At 68.4% G+C, this 12,840-nt stretch carries 13 protein-coding genes and 1 tRNA gene; 12 read left to right on the forward strand and 2 right to left on the reverse strand.

The window, feature by feature from the left end; genetic code table 11:
• Positions 1-45 precede the first annotated feature (45 nt).
• From VMV28_03990 to VMV28_04010, 5 genes are all read left to right on the forward strand, one after another.
• Positions 46-873 (forward strand): hypothetical protein, encoded by an 828-nt coding sequence (locus VMV28_03990; GenBank protein HUZ79762.1) that lies wholly within the window; start codon positions 46-48, stop codon positions 871-873.
• 2 nt (positions 874-875) lie between these two features.
• Entirely contained in the window at positions 876-1,832 is a 957-nt protein-coding gene (locus VMV28_03995) for a hypothetical protein (protein HUZ79763.1), read from the forward strand.
• Between the two features lie 219 nt (positions 1,833-2,051).
• Complete coding sequence (gene purB / locus VMV28_04000) at positions 2,052-3,419, forward strand: adenylosuccinate lyase (GenBank protein HUZ79764.1); 1,368 nt, start codon at positions 2,052-2,054, stop codon at positions 3,417-3,419.
• A complete protein-coding gene (locus tag VMV28_04005; GenBank protein HUZ79765.1) occupies positions 3,416-3,712 on the forward strand; it encodes a KEOPS complex subunit Pcc1 in 297 nt (98 codons plus the stop codon). Before purB ends, VMV28_04005 begins: the two co-directional genes overlap by 4 nt.
• Positions 3,713-3,777: 65 nt before the next feature.
• Positions 3,778-4,152 (forward strand): prefoldin subunit beta, encoded by a 375-nt coding sequence (locus tag VMV28_04010; GenBank protein HUZ79766.1) that lies wholly within the window; start codon positions 3,778-3,780, stop codon positions 4,150-4,152.
• Between the two features lie 14 nt (positions 4,153-4,166).
• On the opposite strand, the gene VMV28_04015 is transcribed toward VMV28_04010, so the two are convergent.
• The gene (locus tag VMV28_04015; protein HUZ79767.1) at positions 4,167-5,228 is read right to left on the reverse strand and encodes a polyprenyl synthetase family protein; all 1,062 of its coding nucleotides are present in this window, start codon (positions 5,226-5,228) and stop codon (positions 4,167-4,169) included.
• Positions 5,229-5,287: 59 nt separating this feature from the next.
• Here VMV28_04015 and VMV28_04020 point away from each other — a divergent pair, with 59 nt between their 5' ends.
• From VMV28_04020 to VMV28_04040, 5 genes are read left to right on the forward strand one after another with little or no spacing between them, the layout of a single operon-like run.
• Entirely contained in the window at positions 5,288-6,370 is a 1,083-nt protein-coding gene (locus tag VMV28_04020) for a tetratricopeptide repeat protein (protein ID HUZ79768.1), read from the forward strand.
• 21 nt (positions 6,371-6,391) lie between these two features.
• Positions 6,392-7,297 carry a cobalamin-binding protein gene (locus tag VMV28_04025; GenBank protein ID HUZ79769.1) on the forward strand — a complete coding sequence of 302 codons (906 nt, stop codon included), beginning with the start codon at positions 6,392-6,394 and terminating at the stop codon, positions 7,295-7,297.
• Complete coding sequence (locus VMV28_04030) at positions 7,294-7,998, forward strand: hypothetical protein (GenBank protein HUZ79770.1); 705 nt, start codon at positions 7,294-7,296, stop codon at positions 7,996-7,998. Before VMV28_04025 ends, VMV28_04030 begins: the two co-directional genes overlap by 4 nt.
• A 7-nt stretch (positions 7,999-8,005) precedes the next feature.
• A complete protein-coding gene (locus tag VMV28_04035; protein HUZ79771.1) occupies positions 8,006-8,956 on the forward strand; it encodes an MBL fold metallo-hydrolase in 951 nt (316 codons plus the stop codon).
• Positions 8,957-9,006: 50 nt separating this feature from the next.
• Positions 9,007-10,179, forward strand: a complete 1,173-nt coding sequence (locus VMV28_04040; GenBank protein ID HUZ79772.1) for an MFS transporter — start codon at positions 9,007-9,009, stop codon at positions 10,177-10,179.
• Here VMV28_04040 and pyk read toward each other — a convergent pair.
• Positions 10,094-11,602 (reverse strand): pyruvate kinase, encoded by a 1,509-nt coding sequence (gene pyk / locus VMV28_04045; GenBank protein ID HUZ79773.1) that lies wholly within the window; start codon positions 11,600-11,602, stop codon positions 10,094-10,096. The two genes, VMV28_04040 and pyk, sit on opposite strands and share 86 nt — an antisense overlap.
• 116 nt (positions 11,603-11,718) lie before the next feature.
• Between pyk and VMV28_04050 the strand changes: the two genes are divergently transcribed.
• Together VMV28_04050 and VMV28_04055 are read left to right on the forward strand one after the other, a co-directional pair.
• A tRNA-Gln gene (locus tag VMV28_04050) sits at positions 11,719-11,791 on the forward strand.
• A gap of 265 nt (positions 11,792-12,056) precedes the next feature.
• A partial coding sequence (locus VMV28_04055; protein ID HUZ79774.1) for a site-specific integrase occupies positions 12,057-12,840 on the forward strand: 784 nt, incomplete at its 3' end.

Genomic DNA, 12,840 nt, shown 5'->3' on the forward strand with positions numbered 1-12,840 from the left:
GGGTCCAGCCCAAGATTTACAAGGGGAAGCCCGCTTCCTCCGCCAATGGCGCGGACCGGACCGACGCGCTCACGTCCACCGCGTCTCGTGCGGCTCACCAAGATCCTCAAGAGGGCGTCGCTGGTCGTCTTCGTCCTGTTCATCCTCTACCTCGCGACGGTGGCGTACTCCTTCGGGAACGTCGCGAAGGACCTGCAGCCGAGCGGCGGTTCGAACAAGGGCACGTTCGGGTTCGTCGGCTCCTCGACCATCAGGGCGACCCAGACGCTCAACGTGTCGAACTCCGGCCTCTACCCGCTCACGCTCGGCGCGGGCGTGGTCATCTACACAGCCTCGGGAATCATCTTGGGTCAAGGCTCGACCCCATCCACGGGGATCCCCTCGCGAGGATCGGGCCAGCTCGGGCTCGGCGTCTCGGTATCGGTCGCTCCGGGTTCGCCCGGCCAGGCCCTGCTGACGAATTCCGAGACCCTCGAGTTCGGGATCTGGGTGAACGCAACGGTGGGCTGGATCCTGCTCGTACCCGTTTCGGTTCACTTCGTCCAGAATCAATCCTGGGGCGCGCCGTTCATGAACGCCGTCGTGACCGCGAGCGTCGCCGGGGGCGAGGCGAGTGTGACGCTCGCGTTCCAGAACCACGCCTCGTTCTCGCTCGCTGGGCTCCTCGCCTTCCAGGTGCTCACGCCCGGGGGCGTCTCGTGCGGCACCGGTTCCTTCGGGGTCTCCACTCCGAGCGGTCAGCCCTTTGGCCAGACGGCCCAGGTCCCGACCCCCTGCGCGAGCTTGACCGGAGATTCCTTCGTGGCCACGCTGAGCGGCGGGGTCGGTTCTCCGTTTAGCGTGCAGCTCCCCCCGATCCCCGTGGAGGCCTAGCCATGGCCGAGCCCGACCCCGGCTCGAGCACCCCCGCGAACGCGCCGACCCCGGCTCCGGCCCCCGAGTGGCCGAAACACGTCGCCATCGGACTCGGTATCGCCGTGTCGATCTTCATCATCCTCGACGGACTGTTTTGGTTCCTGCTGCGGGCCTTCGGTCTCCTCCCGTCCAACTCTCCGATCACGGGATGGAACTCGACGATGTACGCGATCTGGATCGTCGTGGCGGCGTTCGCTGGGGCCGGCTACGCCCTCGCTCCCCTGCGCCCGGACTCCCCCGCCGGATGGGCCTGGCGGGCTGCGGGAGGCGTAGCTCTCGCGCTCGTCCTCTACCTCCTGATCGACACCCAGCTCTGGTACTACCTCAACCGGGTCCTGCCCTCCAGCACTCCCGTATCGAACTGGCCGACGCCTCTCTACGAATTCTGGCTCGTCCTGGCCGCACTTCTTGGAACGCGGTTCGTGCTGGCTCGCTCTCGGCAGTTCAGCGTGCCGTGGTGGATGTGGAGGATCATCGGAGGGGTAGCGCTCGGTCTGGGGACGTACTTCGCCGTGGTCTGGCTCCCGCTGTATCTTGTGTCGATGTTGCAATCGAACGGGATCCCCGTCGCAAGCTTCCCCTCCTCCCTTGCATGGGTCGGTTCCCTGTTCGCGCTATTGGCCGGGGCCGCGTACGCCGCGCATCCCACCCGGTACTACGGCCCGATCGAGATCGGAGCCGCGGTGCTCGAGATCTTCTACTTCGTGGTCGTGGTAGGCATCGCTCCGAACACGGTCGAGTACCAATCGATCGCCGTCTCGGTCGGCACCCTCGCGATCCTTCTCGGGCTCATCGTGGTCATTCTGATCTCCTTGGCCGGAGATGCCGTCACCACCATCGAGGATTTCGCTCGGCCGGGGGAGCGCCGGGCCTGGCAGTACCCGGCCCCCGCGGAACCCGCGGGCGCTCGGCGGTGAAGGGCCAGTAGCCGGGCTACATGCACTTCCTCGACTCCGATGGATACGTGGACCGAGCCACGATGAATGCCGCGTCGTCCTCGGGCGGATTCCAGCCGCCGGCACCCTAGGACCTCCCGCGAGCGGGCCTCGACGCGTTCTCGGGCCTCGGTCACCGCGCTCCCAGCGACTGCCCTCCCGGACGCACGTCTATTATACGACGAGCCGGCTCTCCGGAGCGTGTCGGAGGATGCGGAGAGCCTGTTCTGTCCCCTCGAGTTCCGGTACGGCCGGGCCGAGGTTCGGCAGATCTTCTCCCGAGGCGCGCGCCTCGATCGCGCACTCCGCGTCGAGGCCGCCCTCGCCCTCGCCGAAGCGGAGCTCGGACTGGTCCCGAAGGCCGACGCCGACGCGATCGATCGCGCGGTCCGCGAACACCGCGTGACCCTCGCCCGGGCCGACGCGCTCGAGCGGGAGCTGCGCCACGACGTCATGGCGCTCGTGCGTTCGCTCGCTGAGGCCGCCGGCCCGTCCGGTCGTTGGGTGCACTATGGGGCGACCTCCGCCGACATCACGGACACCGCGCTCGCGCTCGAACTCAAGGAGAGCGTCGCGATCCTGCGGGAGGACCTCCGAGAGCTCGCGCTCGCGCTCGTGGCCCTCGCGCGCAAACATCGTGCCACGCCCGAGATCGGTCGCACGCATGGCCAACACGCGGTCCCGATCAGCTTTGGGTACAAGATGGCGTCCGCGGCTGCCGAGATCGCCCGCCATCACCGACGCTTGGAGGAGCTCACGCCGCGCCTCTTGGTCGGGAAGATGGCCGGGGCGGTCGGCACCGGCGCCGGCTTCGGCGCGCACGCGCCGGAGGTGGAGGCCGGCGTGATGCGCCGGCTCGGGATCGGAGTGGCCGAGGCACCGACGCAGATCGTCGGCCGCGATCGGATCGCCGAGTTCGCGAACTTCATGGCTCTCGTGGCGGCGAGCACGGAACGGCTCGCCACGGAGGTCCGCAACCTGCAGCGGACGGAGATCGGGGAGGTGATGGAGGCGTTCGACGAGTCGAAGCAGGTCGGAAGCTCGACCATGGCGCAGAAGCGTAACCCGATGCTCTCCGAGAACGTCGCGAGCCTCGCCCGCCTCGTCCGCGCCTTCCAGCTCCCCGCGCTCGAGAACATGATCCAGTGGCACGAGCGCGACCTCGCCAACTCGGCGAACGAGCGGATCGCGCTGCCGCACTCCATCGTGTTGACCGACGACATCCTGCGCAAGATGGCGGAGGTGTTCCGGACCCTTCGGGTGGACACCGATCGCATGGCGGAGCATCTGAAGCGTTCGCAGGGCAACGCGATGACCGAGAACCTCATGCTCGCCCTGACCGCGCGCGGAATGGCCCGCGCCGACGCCCACGAGCGGCTCCGCACGCTCACGCGAGACGCGGCTCACGGCGCCGGACTCGCCGACCGCGCCGCCGCCGATCCCGCCATCGCCACGCTCCTGACGCCGGAGGAGATCGGGGAGCTACTGGATCCGGGGGCCTACGTCCGCGCCGCGGCCGCGAAGACCGACCGAGTGGTCGATCGGATCGAGTCGGAACTCCACCGATGAGCCCAGAGCCGCCGTGGACCGCGACGATCTCGATCCGCCTCGAAGAGGCCGAGGTCGCGGACTGGCTTGCGCGCGCGCTCGCTCCCGAGGCCGCACGCGAGGTGCCTCGGGCCACTGCGTCGATCGATCACTCCGTTCCGAAGATCGTCCGGATCTCGCTCGAGGCGCGGGACACCGGCGCCGCGCGGGCGGCCCTAAACACGTACCTCGGCTGGGTCCACCTGACGCTGGAGACGGTGAGAGCCGCGCGCGCTCCGCGCGCCGGTGGCGTCCCTCCGCTCTCCCGATCCTAGCCCCGCCCCTCAAGGACATACGCACGGCCGAAGCGCTTATCTAACGCGTTCGGTCCGGAACCCTCGTGGCGATACCCGCGAAGATCCAGAACGATCTCCGACAGTTCCAGCGCCTCCAGCAGGAGCTCCAATCGACTTCCCAACAGCGCCTGCAGATGGACCTGAAGCTGCGGGAAGTGACGCATACACTCGAGGAGCTCAAGTCCCTCCCCGAGGACGCGACGATCTACCGGCCCATCGGCAGCCTGATCGTGAAGGCGAAGAGCCGCAAGGAGGTCGAGGAGCTACTCACGGAAGAGAAGGAGACCCTCGAGATCCGGCACAAGGCGCTCGAGCGGCAGGAGAACCATCTCAAAGAGCGCTACACGACGATGCAGAAGGAGATCTCCGAGGCGCTCCAGGCCGCCGGGGTCCCCGTGTCGGGCGGCTCCCAAGGCTGAACCGGTCTCGGCGCCTACGTCGAGCGCTGGACCAGGCGATCGCCGATCTCTCGGAGCAGCGGCTTTCCCGCCGGGCGGATCGTCCGGCTCCGCGCCAGCCGAGCGTACGCCCGCTGGGCGAGGCGCGCGATCCGCTGCTCGGAATACTCGAGACTCCCCGTCGACCGGATGAGGTCGCGAGCGCGTTCTACGTCCTCCGTGGCGGCGTGGGGGTTGCCGAGGACCCGGCGAAGGCGGTCCCGGCCCGCCTCGTCCGTGGCGCTCCACGCGCGCACGATGAGCAAAGTGCGCTTCCCTTCGACGATATCGTTCGAGCTCTTCCCGCTCGCTCCGGCGTCGAAGCCCGCACCCAGGACGTCGTCCCGCAGCTGAAAGGCGATCCCGAGATCGGTTCCGATCGCCGTGAGGTCCTCGAGGCGACGGGCTGGAACGCCGCCGAGGAGGGCCCCGATGCGCAGCGGGGAGACGACGGTGTACACGGCCGACTTCAACTCGTGCACGAGCAACACGTCCTTCTCGGTGACCCGACTCGGTTCGAGCGTTCCGTTGCGGACGTCCAGGAGCTGGCCGTACGCGGTAAGGCGCGTCATCTCGACGTACTCGGCGAGGGCCGCGAGACGGGCGGCCGGGGGAGCCGGCGTGGAGAGAAGGGCGTCGACCGTGAACGGCTCTTCGAGATCGCCGACCGTGATGCCAATCCCCGTGCCGTAGTCCTCCGCCGAGCCCTCGGCCTTCGACTCGGCGTGTTCCCATGCGAGGCGACGGTGGACGGTGGGGCCGCCTCGGCGCTCCTCGCCGTGATCGATGATGTCGTCGTGGATCAGCATCCAGCTCTGGAAGTGCTCCATCGCGGCGGCGGCGGGCACCACCACCTTCGGATCTCGACCCGTGGCGATGTGGTATCCGGCGAGGAGACAGATCGCCCGGAATCGCTTTCCCCCGCGAAGCGTGAACTCTTCCAGAATATCGAGGTACGGACGCACGGTGGGGGTGGCCCTTCGTCGCTCCGCCGCGTACTGTCGGGCAATCTCCCTCTCGATCGATCGCCGGTACTTCGCGAGCTCGGAGAACTCCACGGTTCGCCCCGCCGGCGGGATTGGCATTCGTATTTAAGCGCTCGACCCTGCCGGGAGCGATGGAGACCCGGGCGTTTGTCCGTCTCGTCGGCGAGATGCTCGAAGCGATGGACCAGCACCTCGCGGCCGCGCGGCCAGTGCGGGACGGGTTTGTCGTCCTCAGCACGGACGGGTTCCTCTTCGTGTTCGCCCCCCGCGCAGATCGGGTGAGCCCGGCATCGGTCCACCACTGGCTCGAGACAAATGGGGCCCCTGCGGAGCGGCTCGTGCTGTTCTCGCCCGATCCCGTGTCCGGCGCCGTCCGCGGGGAGGTGGGAGACGGCGGCGGGACCGTGGTCGATGGCCCCGCGTTCGTGAATCTCGTCCAGCAGCTGGGAATCGAGTCACCGCTCCTCCCCCCCTCTCCCCCGGTCAGCGGCGCTCCGCGCGGGCACTACCTCCCGACGGTCGAGCGGTTGGAGGCCATCCTGGGCCGGGCCCGGAGTTGGGAGGACTCGGGCGTTCCGGCGCTATCGCTCCGGTTCTATCGGCAGGCGGCCGCCCTCAAGCCGGAGTATCTACCCGCCCTCATCGGCGTGGCACGTTCGCTCGCGATCCTCGGACAGTGGAAGGAAGCAGATGCGGCCTGGAAAGAAGTGCAGGCGCTCCATCCGGATAACCCGGACGCTCGGCTCGGCCGTGCGGTCGTGCTCGGGGCGCTCGGTCGAACCGACCGGGAGATCCGTGCGTACCGGGGACTCGTGCGCGATTTCCCGGACCTCACTGCGGCGCATGCCGGCCTCCTCGGAGCGCTGATCGAGTCCGAGCAGTGGGTCGAAGCACGGGGCGAAGTCGAAACGATGCTCCGGGCTTCACCCTCGGACGCCCATCTACGCCTGCTCTCCGCTCTTGCCTGCGAACGCACCGGCGACGCCGCGGGAGCGCGCCTCGAGCTGAACACCGCGCGAGCCCTGGGCCTGACCACGGAGGCCGAGGCCACGGCACGGCAGAGCGTGGAGGCGTCCATCCGGGTCGCTCGGCAGAGGGCCTCCGCCTCACCCCCGCCGATGTCGAAGCCCCCGGCCCACGCCCGGCGAAGTTCCGCCGCTCCCTCCAGGCGGCTCCGGTCCGGGCGAAAAGGTAAGCTATCCTCTTCGACGTAGTCGAGCGATTGGAAGGGCCGCATGCGCATCGTCTCCGTTCTACCGAGTGCCACCGAGATCGTCTGCGCTCTCGGCCACGCGTCGGATCTAGTCGGTCGGAGCGAGGAGTGCGACTACCCACCCGCCGTGCGATCCCGGCCGGCGGTCATGCGACCGAAGCACAGGGACGGCCATCTCTCCTCGGAGGAGATCGATGCGCGAGTGCGCGAGGTTCGGGGCCGGGGGGAAAGCCTGTACACATTGGACATCCCCCTGCTCACGAAGCTCGCGCCCCAGCTGCTCCTCACCCAGGACCTATGCGGCGTCTGTTCGGTAACGGAGGAGGAGGTCGTCGCCGCGTGCCGTGAGGCCGGGATCGCTCCGACGATCGTTTCGCTGACCCCCCGGACGCTCTCCGACGTGTGGGACACGGTCGGGGCGGTGGCACGTGCGATCGGGGACGAGGCCGCGGGCGATCGGATCGAAGCCGAGCTGAGGGCCCGGTCGACCGCACCCCCTCTGTCCGGCCGTGTCCCACTGGTGGCCATCGTGGAATGGCTGGATCCCCCTATCCTCGCCGGCCTGTGGACGCCGGATATCGTGCGCGCGGCCGGCGGAGACGCGATCGGTCCGTGCTCCGGTGAGCCCGGCATTCGGACGACGTGGGAGGAGATCGATCGGTACGCTCCCGATCTCGTCGTGCTCAGCCCGTGCAGCTTTTCCGTGGAGCGAACGCAGTCGGAACTGGAACGCCCTTCGCTGCACGCCGGCATGGACCGCCTCACTCCCCGCCTCGGGATCTACATCGCCGACGAGGCCTACTTCAGCCGGCCGGGCCCCCGGCTCGCGGACGGGATCGATATGGTTCGGGGGCTCCTGACGGGTCGTGAGGATGCGCATCCGATGCCTGTGCGGCGGTGGGCGTCCTCCACGAGGAAGATCGAATGACCGGTCCGAATACAAGCTACTACTACACGACGACGGCCTATCCCGCCGCTCCCGCGCGCTACGCGACCTCTCCCATCGAGATCCGCGACCTCCTGATCGCGTTCATCGTGCTGACGTTCGACTTGATGTTGATCATCGGGAGCCTGAGCCTGTTCGCCGGCGTGTCGAGCCTGGCCGGGTTCCTCTCGCTCTCGACGTTTGCCATCGCCGCGACGGCGGCGGTCACCGGATTCCTGGCCCACGAGCTCGCCCACAAGTTCGTCGCCCAGCGCCACCACGCCTGGGCCGAGTTCCGGATGTCTCCCTCCGGGCTCGCCTTCAGCGTCCTGACGGCCAGCTTCGGGTTCCTCTTCGCGGCCCCCGGCGCGACGGTGGTCGGGGGAATGAACGACCTCCGGGAGTGGGGACGAACGAGCCTCGCCGGGCCGATGACCAACCTCGCCTTCTCCGCGGTCTTTTTTGCCGGCGCAGTCGCGACCTCGGTGTCTCATCTCTCTGCGGCGGTGGTCGGAGCCTTCCTGTGGCTGACGTTCTTCAACGGGTGGTTCGCCACGTTCAACCTGCTCCCGTTCGGCCCGCTCGACGGGGCGAAGGTGATGCGGTGGAGCCGGACGACCTGGATCGGCGCGATCGTGATCTGCGGGGCCATGACGATCGTGGGGGCGCTCGCGCTCTACGGTCAGATTTCGGTGCCCACATGAGGGAGCCATGAGCGCCCCGACGGTCCTCGAGCTCGGGAAGAACCGCCGGATGATCGACCTCGACTTCCGGGACACCGAGGGACTGGTGGCCGCCTACCTGTTGCCTCAGGAAGGCGGCTGGACCCTGGTCGAGACCGGACCGACCACCTGCCGCGAGTTCCTGCTGAAGGGGCTCGCAGCGGCCGGGGTCGAGCCGGGCGAGGTGCGCCGGGTGTTCGTCACGCACATTCACCTCGATCACGCCGGAGGGGTGGGCGCGCTCGTGGACAAGCTGCCCGGCGCTACCTTCTACGCGCACGAGCTCGGCGTCCCGCATCTCGTCGACCCGACCCGCCTCATCGCGAGCGCGCGGCGGGCCTGGGGGGTCGCGGCGGATCCGCTGTGGGGTCCCATCGTCCCCGTTGCGCCGGGCCGGATCGTGGCCCTCCGCGGCGGGGAGTCGTTTCCGGTGACCGGGGGGGAGTTCCGGATTATTGCCACTCCAGGCCACGCCCGCCACCACCTCGCATTCTTCGACTCGGGGACTCGGGCGGTCTTTACCGGTGACGGCGCCGGGGTCCGACTCGAAGGGAGTTGGCGTGCACGCCCCGCGATCCCTCCGCCGGACCTCGATCTCGACCAGCTCTATTCGAGCGTCGAGGAGATGCGCCGGCTCGATCCGGCGATCGTGCTCTACAGCCACTTCGGTCCCGCTCCGGGGGGCCCGAAGGACCTCGCCGAGTACCGAGGCATCGTCCAGGAGTGGCGGGACGTGGCCCTGGAGGCCGCGCGCGAGAGCCCGGACGCGGAGTTCGTCGCAGCGCGTCTGCGGGCGCACGAGGAAGCCCGTCTCGCGTCGTCCGGGTCCGCCGCGGGCGCGAACGGGCACTCCGATCTGGTCTCGGGCTACTCGCTCGCCGCCCTCGGCCTGCTGCGCTACTTCGAGGTGCACGGGGAGATCGGGAGGCGGGGGGCCTGACCGCGGCGCTCGCTCCGCTCGATCGAAGGAACGCTGCAGCGGCCCTGTTCATCGCCCGAGTCGTCTACGCGTTCAACTGGTACAACATCGGCGCCGTCCTCCCGCTCATCGGCGTGGGCCTCAACGCCAGCACCTCGCAGCTGGGGCTCGTTCTCGGAATCTACCTGCTCGGGGTTGGCCTGTTCCAGATCCCGGGTGGAATGGCGGCCCTCCGTTGGGGGGCGAGGCCGGTGGCCCTTGCGGGGCTGTGCGTGATGGGGATCTTCGGCACGCTCAGCGCGCTCTCACCGGACTGGCAGATCCTCGCGGCGGCTCGTTTTGCGACCGGAGCCGGAGCGGCGTTCTTCTTCGCGCCGGGGCTCAGCCTCGTCGCGTCGTACTATCCGCACGAACAGCGCGCCCCGATCATCGGGCTGTACAACGGGGGTTTCAGCCTCGGGGGCGCGATCGGACTCTTCGGGGGGGCGCTTCTGGGAACCGTGATCGGTTGGCAATGGACGCTCGGCGTGGGAGGCATGGTCCTTCTGGGCTTCGCCGGGTTCGCGGCGTGGATCCTTCCCCTCGAACCGGTCCGACGGGTCGTGGGTACGTTCTCCGAGATCCAGCGCGCCGCCGTCCGGGTGTTCCGGTCCCGTTCGCTCTGGGCGATATCGCTGGCCCTGGCCGGTCTGTGGGCCTCGATGTACATCATCGCTCAGTACTTCGTACAGTACGGCGCCGAGGTCCATCCCGACTGGGGGATCGGGATCACTGCGGCCGTCGCCGCACTCGTGGTCGTGGCCGCCTTCCCTGGAGGGATCGCGGGAGGATGGCTCGCGAAGGGCAGCCGACGACATCGTTTCCTCCTGGTCCTGTTCAGCGCAACGATCGGGGTCGTGATCGCGACGATCCCGTTCCTGCCCCTCTATGCCGTCGCGGCGCTGTTCATCTACGTGGGTTTTGCCGATGGCGTGGCGGTCGCCGTGCTGTACTTCATCCCGACGTACATGCCGGACACGGGCGGCGAGCATCTCGTGCTCGGGATCGCCTCGCTGAACACGATCCAGGTGTTCGTGGGGAGCGGTCTCGCGATCGCGTTCGGGTACCTCGCGGAGTACGGGGGCTACGTCCTCGCCTGGATCTTCGCCGGAGCGATCACTATCGGGTTTCTCCCCCTGCTGTTCTACGCCTACCTGGGGACGGCGCACCACGCCCATCTCGACGCGACGGCGCCGCGCGCGTAGGGCCGGTGGCGGGATCGACGATCGTCACGAGGTTCGTCGGTCGGCCCTCGACCGGATAGCCGGCCGTCAAGACCACGCGGCCGGCGGGACCCGGGCCGAGCTCGCGCGCGATCGCAAGGGCACGACCCCGGAGCGCGGTGAGCAACTGGCGCGCGGGGACCGCACGACTCTCAACGCCCCAGACGAGGCCGAGGCGACGGCGCGTTTCGGGGACCGCCGAGAGCGCGACGATCGGCACCCGGGGTCGGAACGAAGAGATGAGCGTCGCGGTCCGACCGGAGTGGGTCGGGGTGAGGATGGCTCGGGCGTCGACTGCGTGGGCGAGCTCTACGGCGGCCAACGCCACCGCCCGCTCGGGCGTAGGTTCCGTGGGCGCGGATCCCGAGGCGTCCGAGCGAACGCCCATCGGAATGTGACCCTCGGTCGCCGAGGCGATCCGGGCGAGCCAGCGAACGGAGTCCTCGGGATACTCTCCGATCGCACTTTCCTCGGAGAGCATGACGGCGTCCGCTCCATCGAGGACGGCGTTGGCGACGTCGGTCGCTTCGGCCCGCGTGGGCCGGGGCGCGTGGACCATGCTCAGGAGCATCTGCGTGGCCACGATCACCGGACGAGCCGCGAGATTGGCCTTGCGCACCAGCATCTTCTGCGCGAGGGCGAGGCGCTCGAGAGGGACCTCGACCCCGAGATCGCCTCTCGCGACCATGATCCCATCGCACGCGAGCAGGATCTCATCGATCGCATCGAGCGCCTCCGCGCGTTCGATCTTGGCGATGAGACCTACTCGATTTCCCCCCGGCCGGCGGTCCAGGGCCGAGCGGGCGAGGCGCAGATCCTCGGCGTTCCTCACGAACGACACGGCGAGGAAATCGATCCCGCCCGCGACACCGATCCCGATGTCGTGCACGTCCTTCGGCCCGAGGACGCGCGTGCGCAGGTGGGCCCGGGGGAGGAAGAGCCCCGCGTGGCTGCGCACCGGTCCTCCGTGGACTACGCGGGCCCGGATCCCCCTTCGATCGGCCCGGGTGACCCTCAGCTCCACCCCGCCGTCGCCGAGAAGAATCGGGTCACCGACGCGGGCCGAGCGGGTCCATCCCGGTACGTGCGCACCCACACGATGCGCATCGCCCGGTCGGTCCGACTCATCGAGCGTCCAGAATGCGCCCTCGACCAGTCGCACCGGCTCCGAAGCGAGCGCGCCGATGCGCATCTTGGGACCCTGAACGTCCCCGACGATCGGGAGCTCGCGACCGAGATGTTCCCGAACCGAACGCATTCGAGCAAGCCATGAGCTGTGTTCGGCGTCGGTCCCGTGCGAAAAGTTGAGACGAAAGGAGTCCGCGCCGGCCCGCACGAGCCCCGCGAGCTGGGCTGTGGAGCACGAGGCCGGTCCAATCGTGACCAAGATCTTCGTCCGCCGCACGGCCGGGAGTAGGCCGGAGGAGTACAAAGGTCGCGGGTCGCCGGCACGTACGGCGGTTTGGGACGGCGCTCGCGCCGCATCAGCTTATTATCGCACGCCATCGCTGGGCCGGTCGCAGCCCCGTGGTGTAGTGGCCAAGCATGCTGGCCTTTGGAGCCGGCGACGGCGGTTCGAATCCGCCCGGGGCTACTTACAGTTACAGCGTTAAGGGATACATATATAGGGGAGACGCCCTGACCCTACCTGGGAACCCGTCATGCCAAAGTGGCCCTCCAAGAGCGCTCGGCAAAAGCGCGATCGCCTGCTCAGCGAGCCCGAGGTCGTGCGATGGCGGAGGCGGCTTGAGAAATCGAGTCCATCAACCTCGGACGTTTGGCCCCGCCGCCTCGGTACGTTCTGCCTCCGCGTCGGGTCGTCACCTAGCGAGCTGCTTGGCCTCGGGCCGAAACGGATCGTGGACCTGTTGGACAGCTTCGAGGAGGACGAACGACGGCGCGGACGCAAGGGGAGTTACGTCGCCTACACGGTGAAAGTCGTCCGTTCTTGGCTCCGGTTCGGCGGGGTCGAGCTGCCGCGAGGAGCGGTTAAGGTCCGCGACGCGGACCGCGTGTTTGAGGAGACCGCTCTATCTCCCGACCGGCTCCGGGCCGTCCTCAATGCAGCGTCCGCCCGAGAGAAGGTCGCCGTCTCCCTGATGGTAATGAGCGGAGTCCGGCCGATGGTCCTCGGGAATTACCTCGGGCTTGATGGTCTGCAGGTCCGGGACCTTCCCGACGTGCGAATCGAAAAGCGAGAGGTACGGTTTGACAAGCTGCCCCTCCGAATCGTCGTGCGGCGGGACTTGTCAAAGGGGGGCCACTCTTACGCGACGTTCATCGGATCGGAGGGGGCAGGCTATCTGAAAACCTACCTTGAGACCCGGCTTCGCGGCGGAGAGAAAGTCGGCCCCGAGTCTCCTATCATCGTACCGGAGCGGGCAAAGCGGACGTTCATTCGAACCATGAATATCGGCGACCTAGTTCGACACGCGATCCGAGCCGCGCAGCTAGAAGACCGGCCGTACGTCTTGCGGACTACCTTCGCCACCCGCCTCCTCACCTGCGAGAGTCAGGGGCTAGTCTCCCACGCTCACGCTCAATTTTGGATGGGCCACCGGGGAGACATGACCGCTCGATACAACCTCAACCGGGGCCAGCTCACGGAGGAGACGGTAGAGGAGATGCGGGAGGCGTACAAGC

This window comes from Thermoplasmata archaeon (genome assembly GCA_035532555.1).
In the GTDB taxonomy this organism is placed as follows: domain Archaea; phylum Thermoplasmatota; class Thermoplasmata; order Lutacidiplasmatales; family UBA184; genus Lutacidiplasma.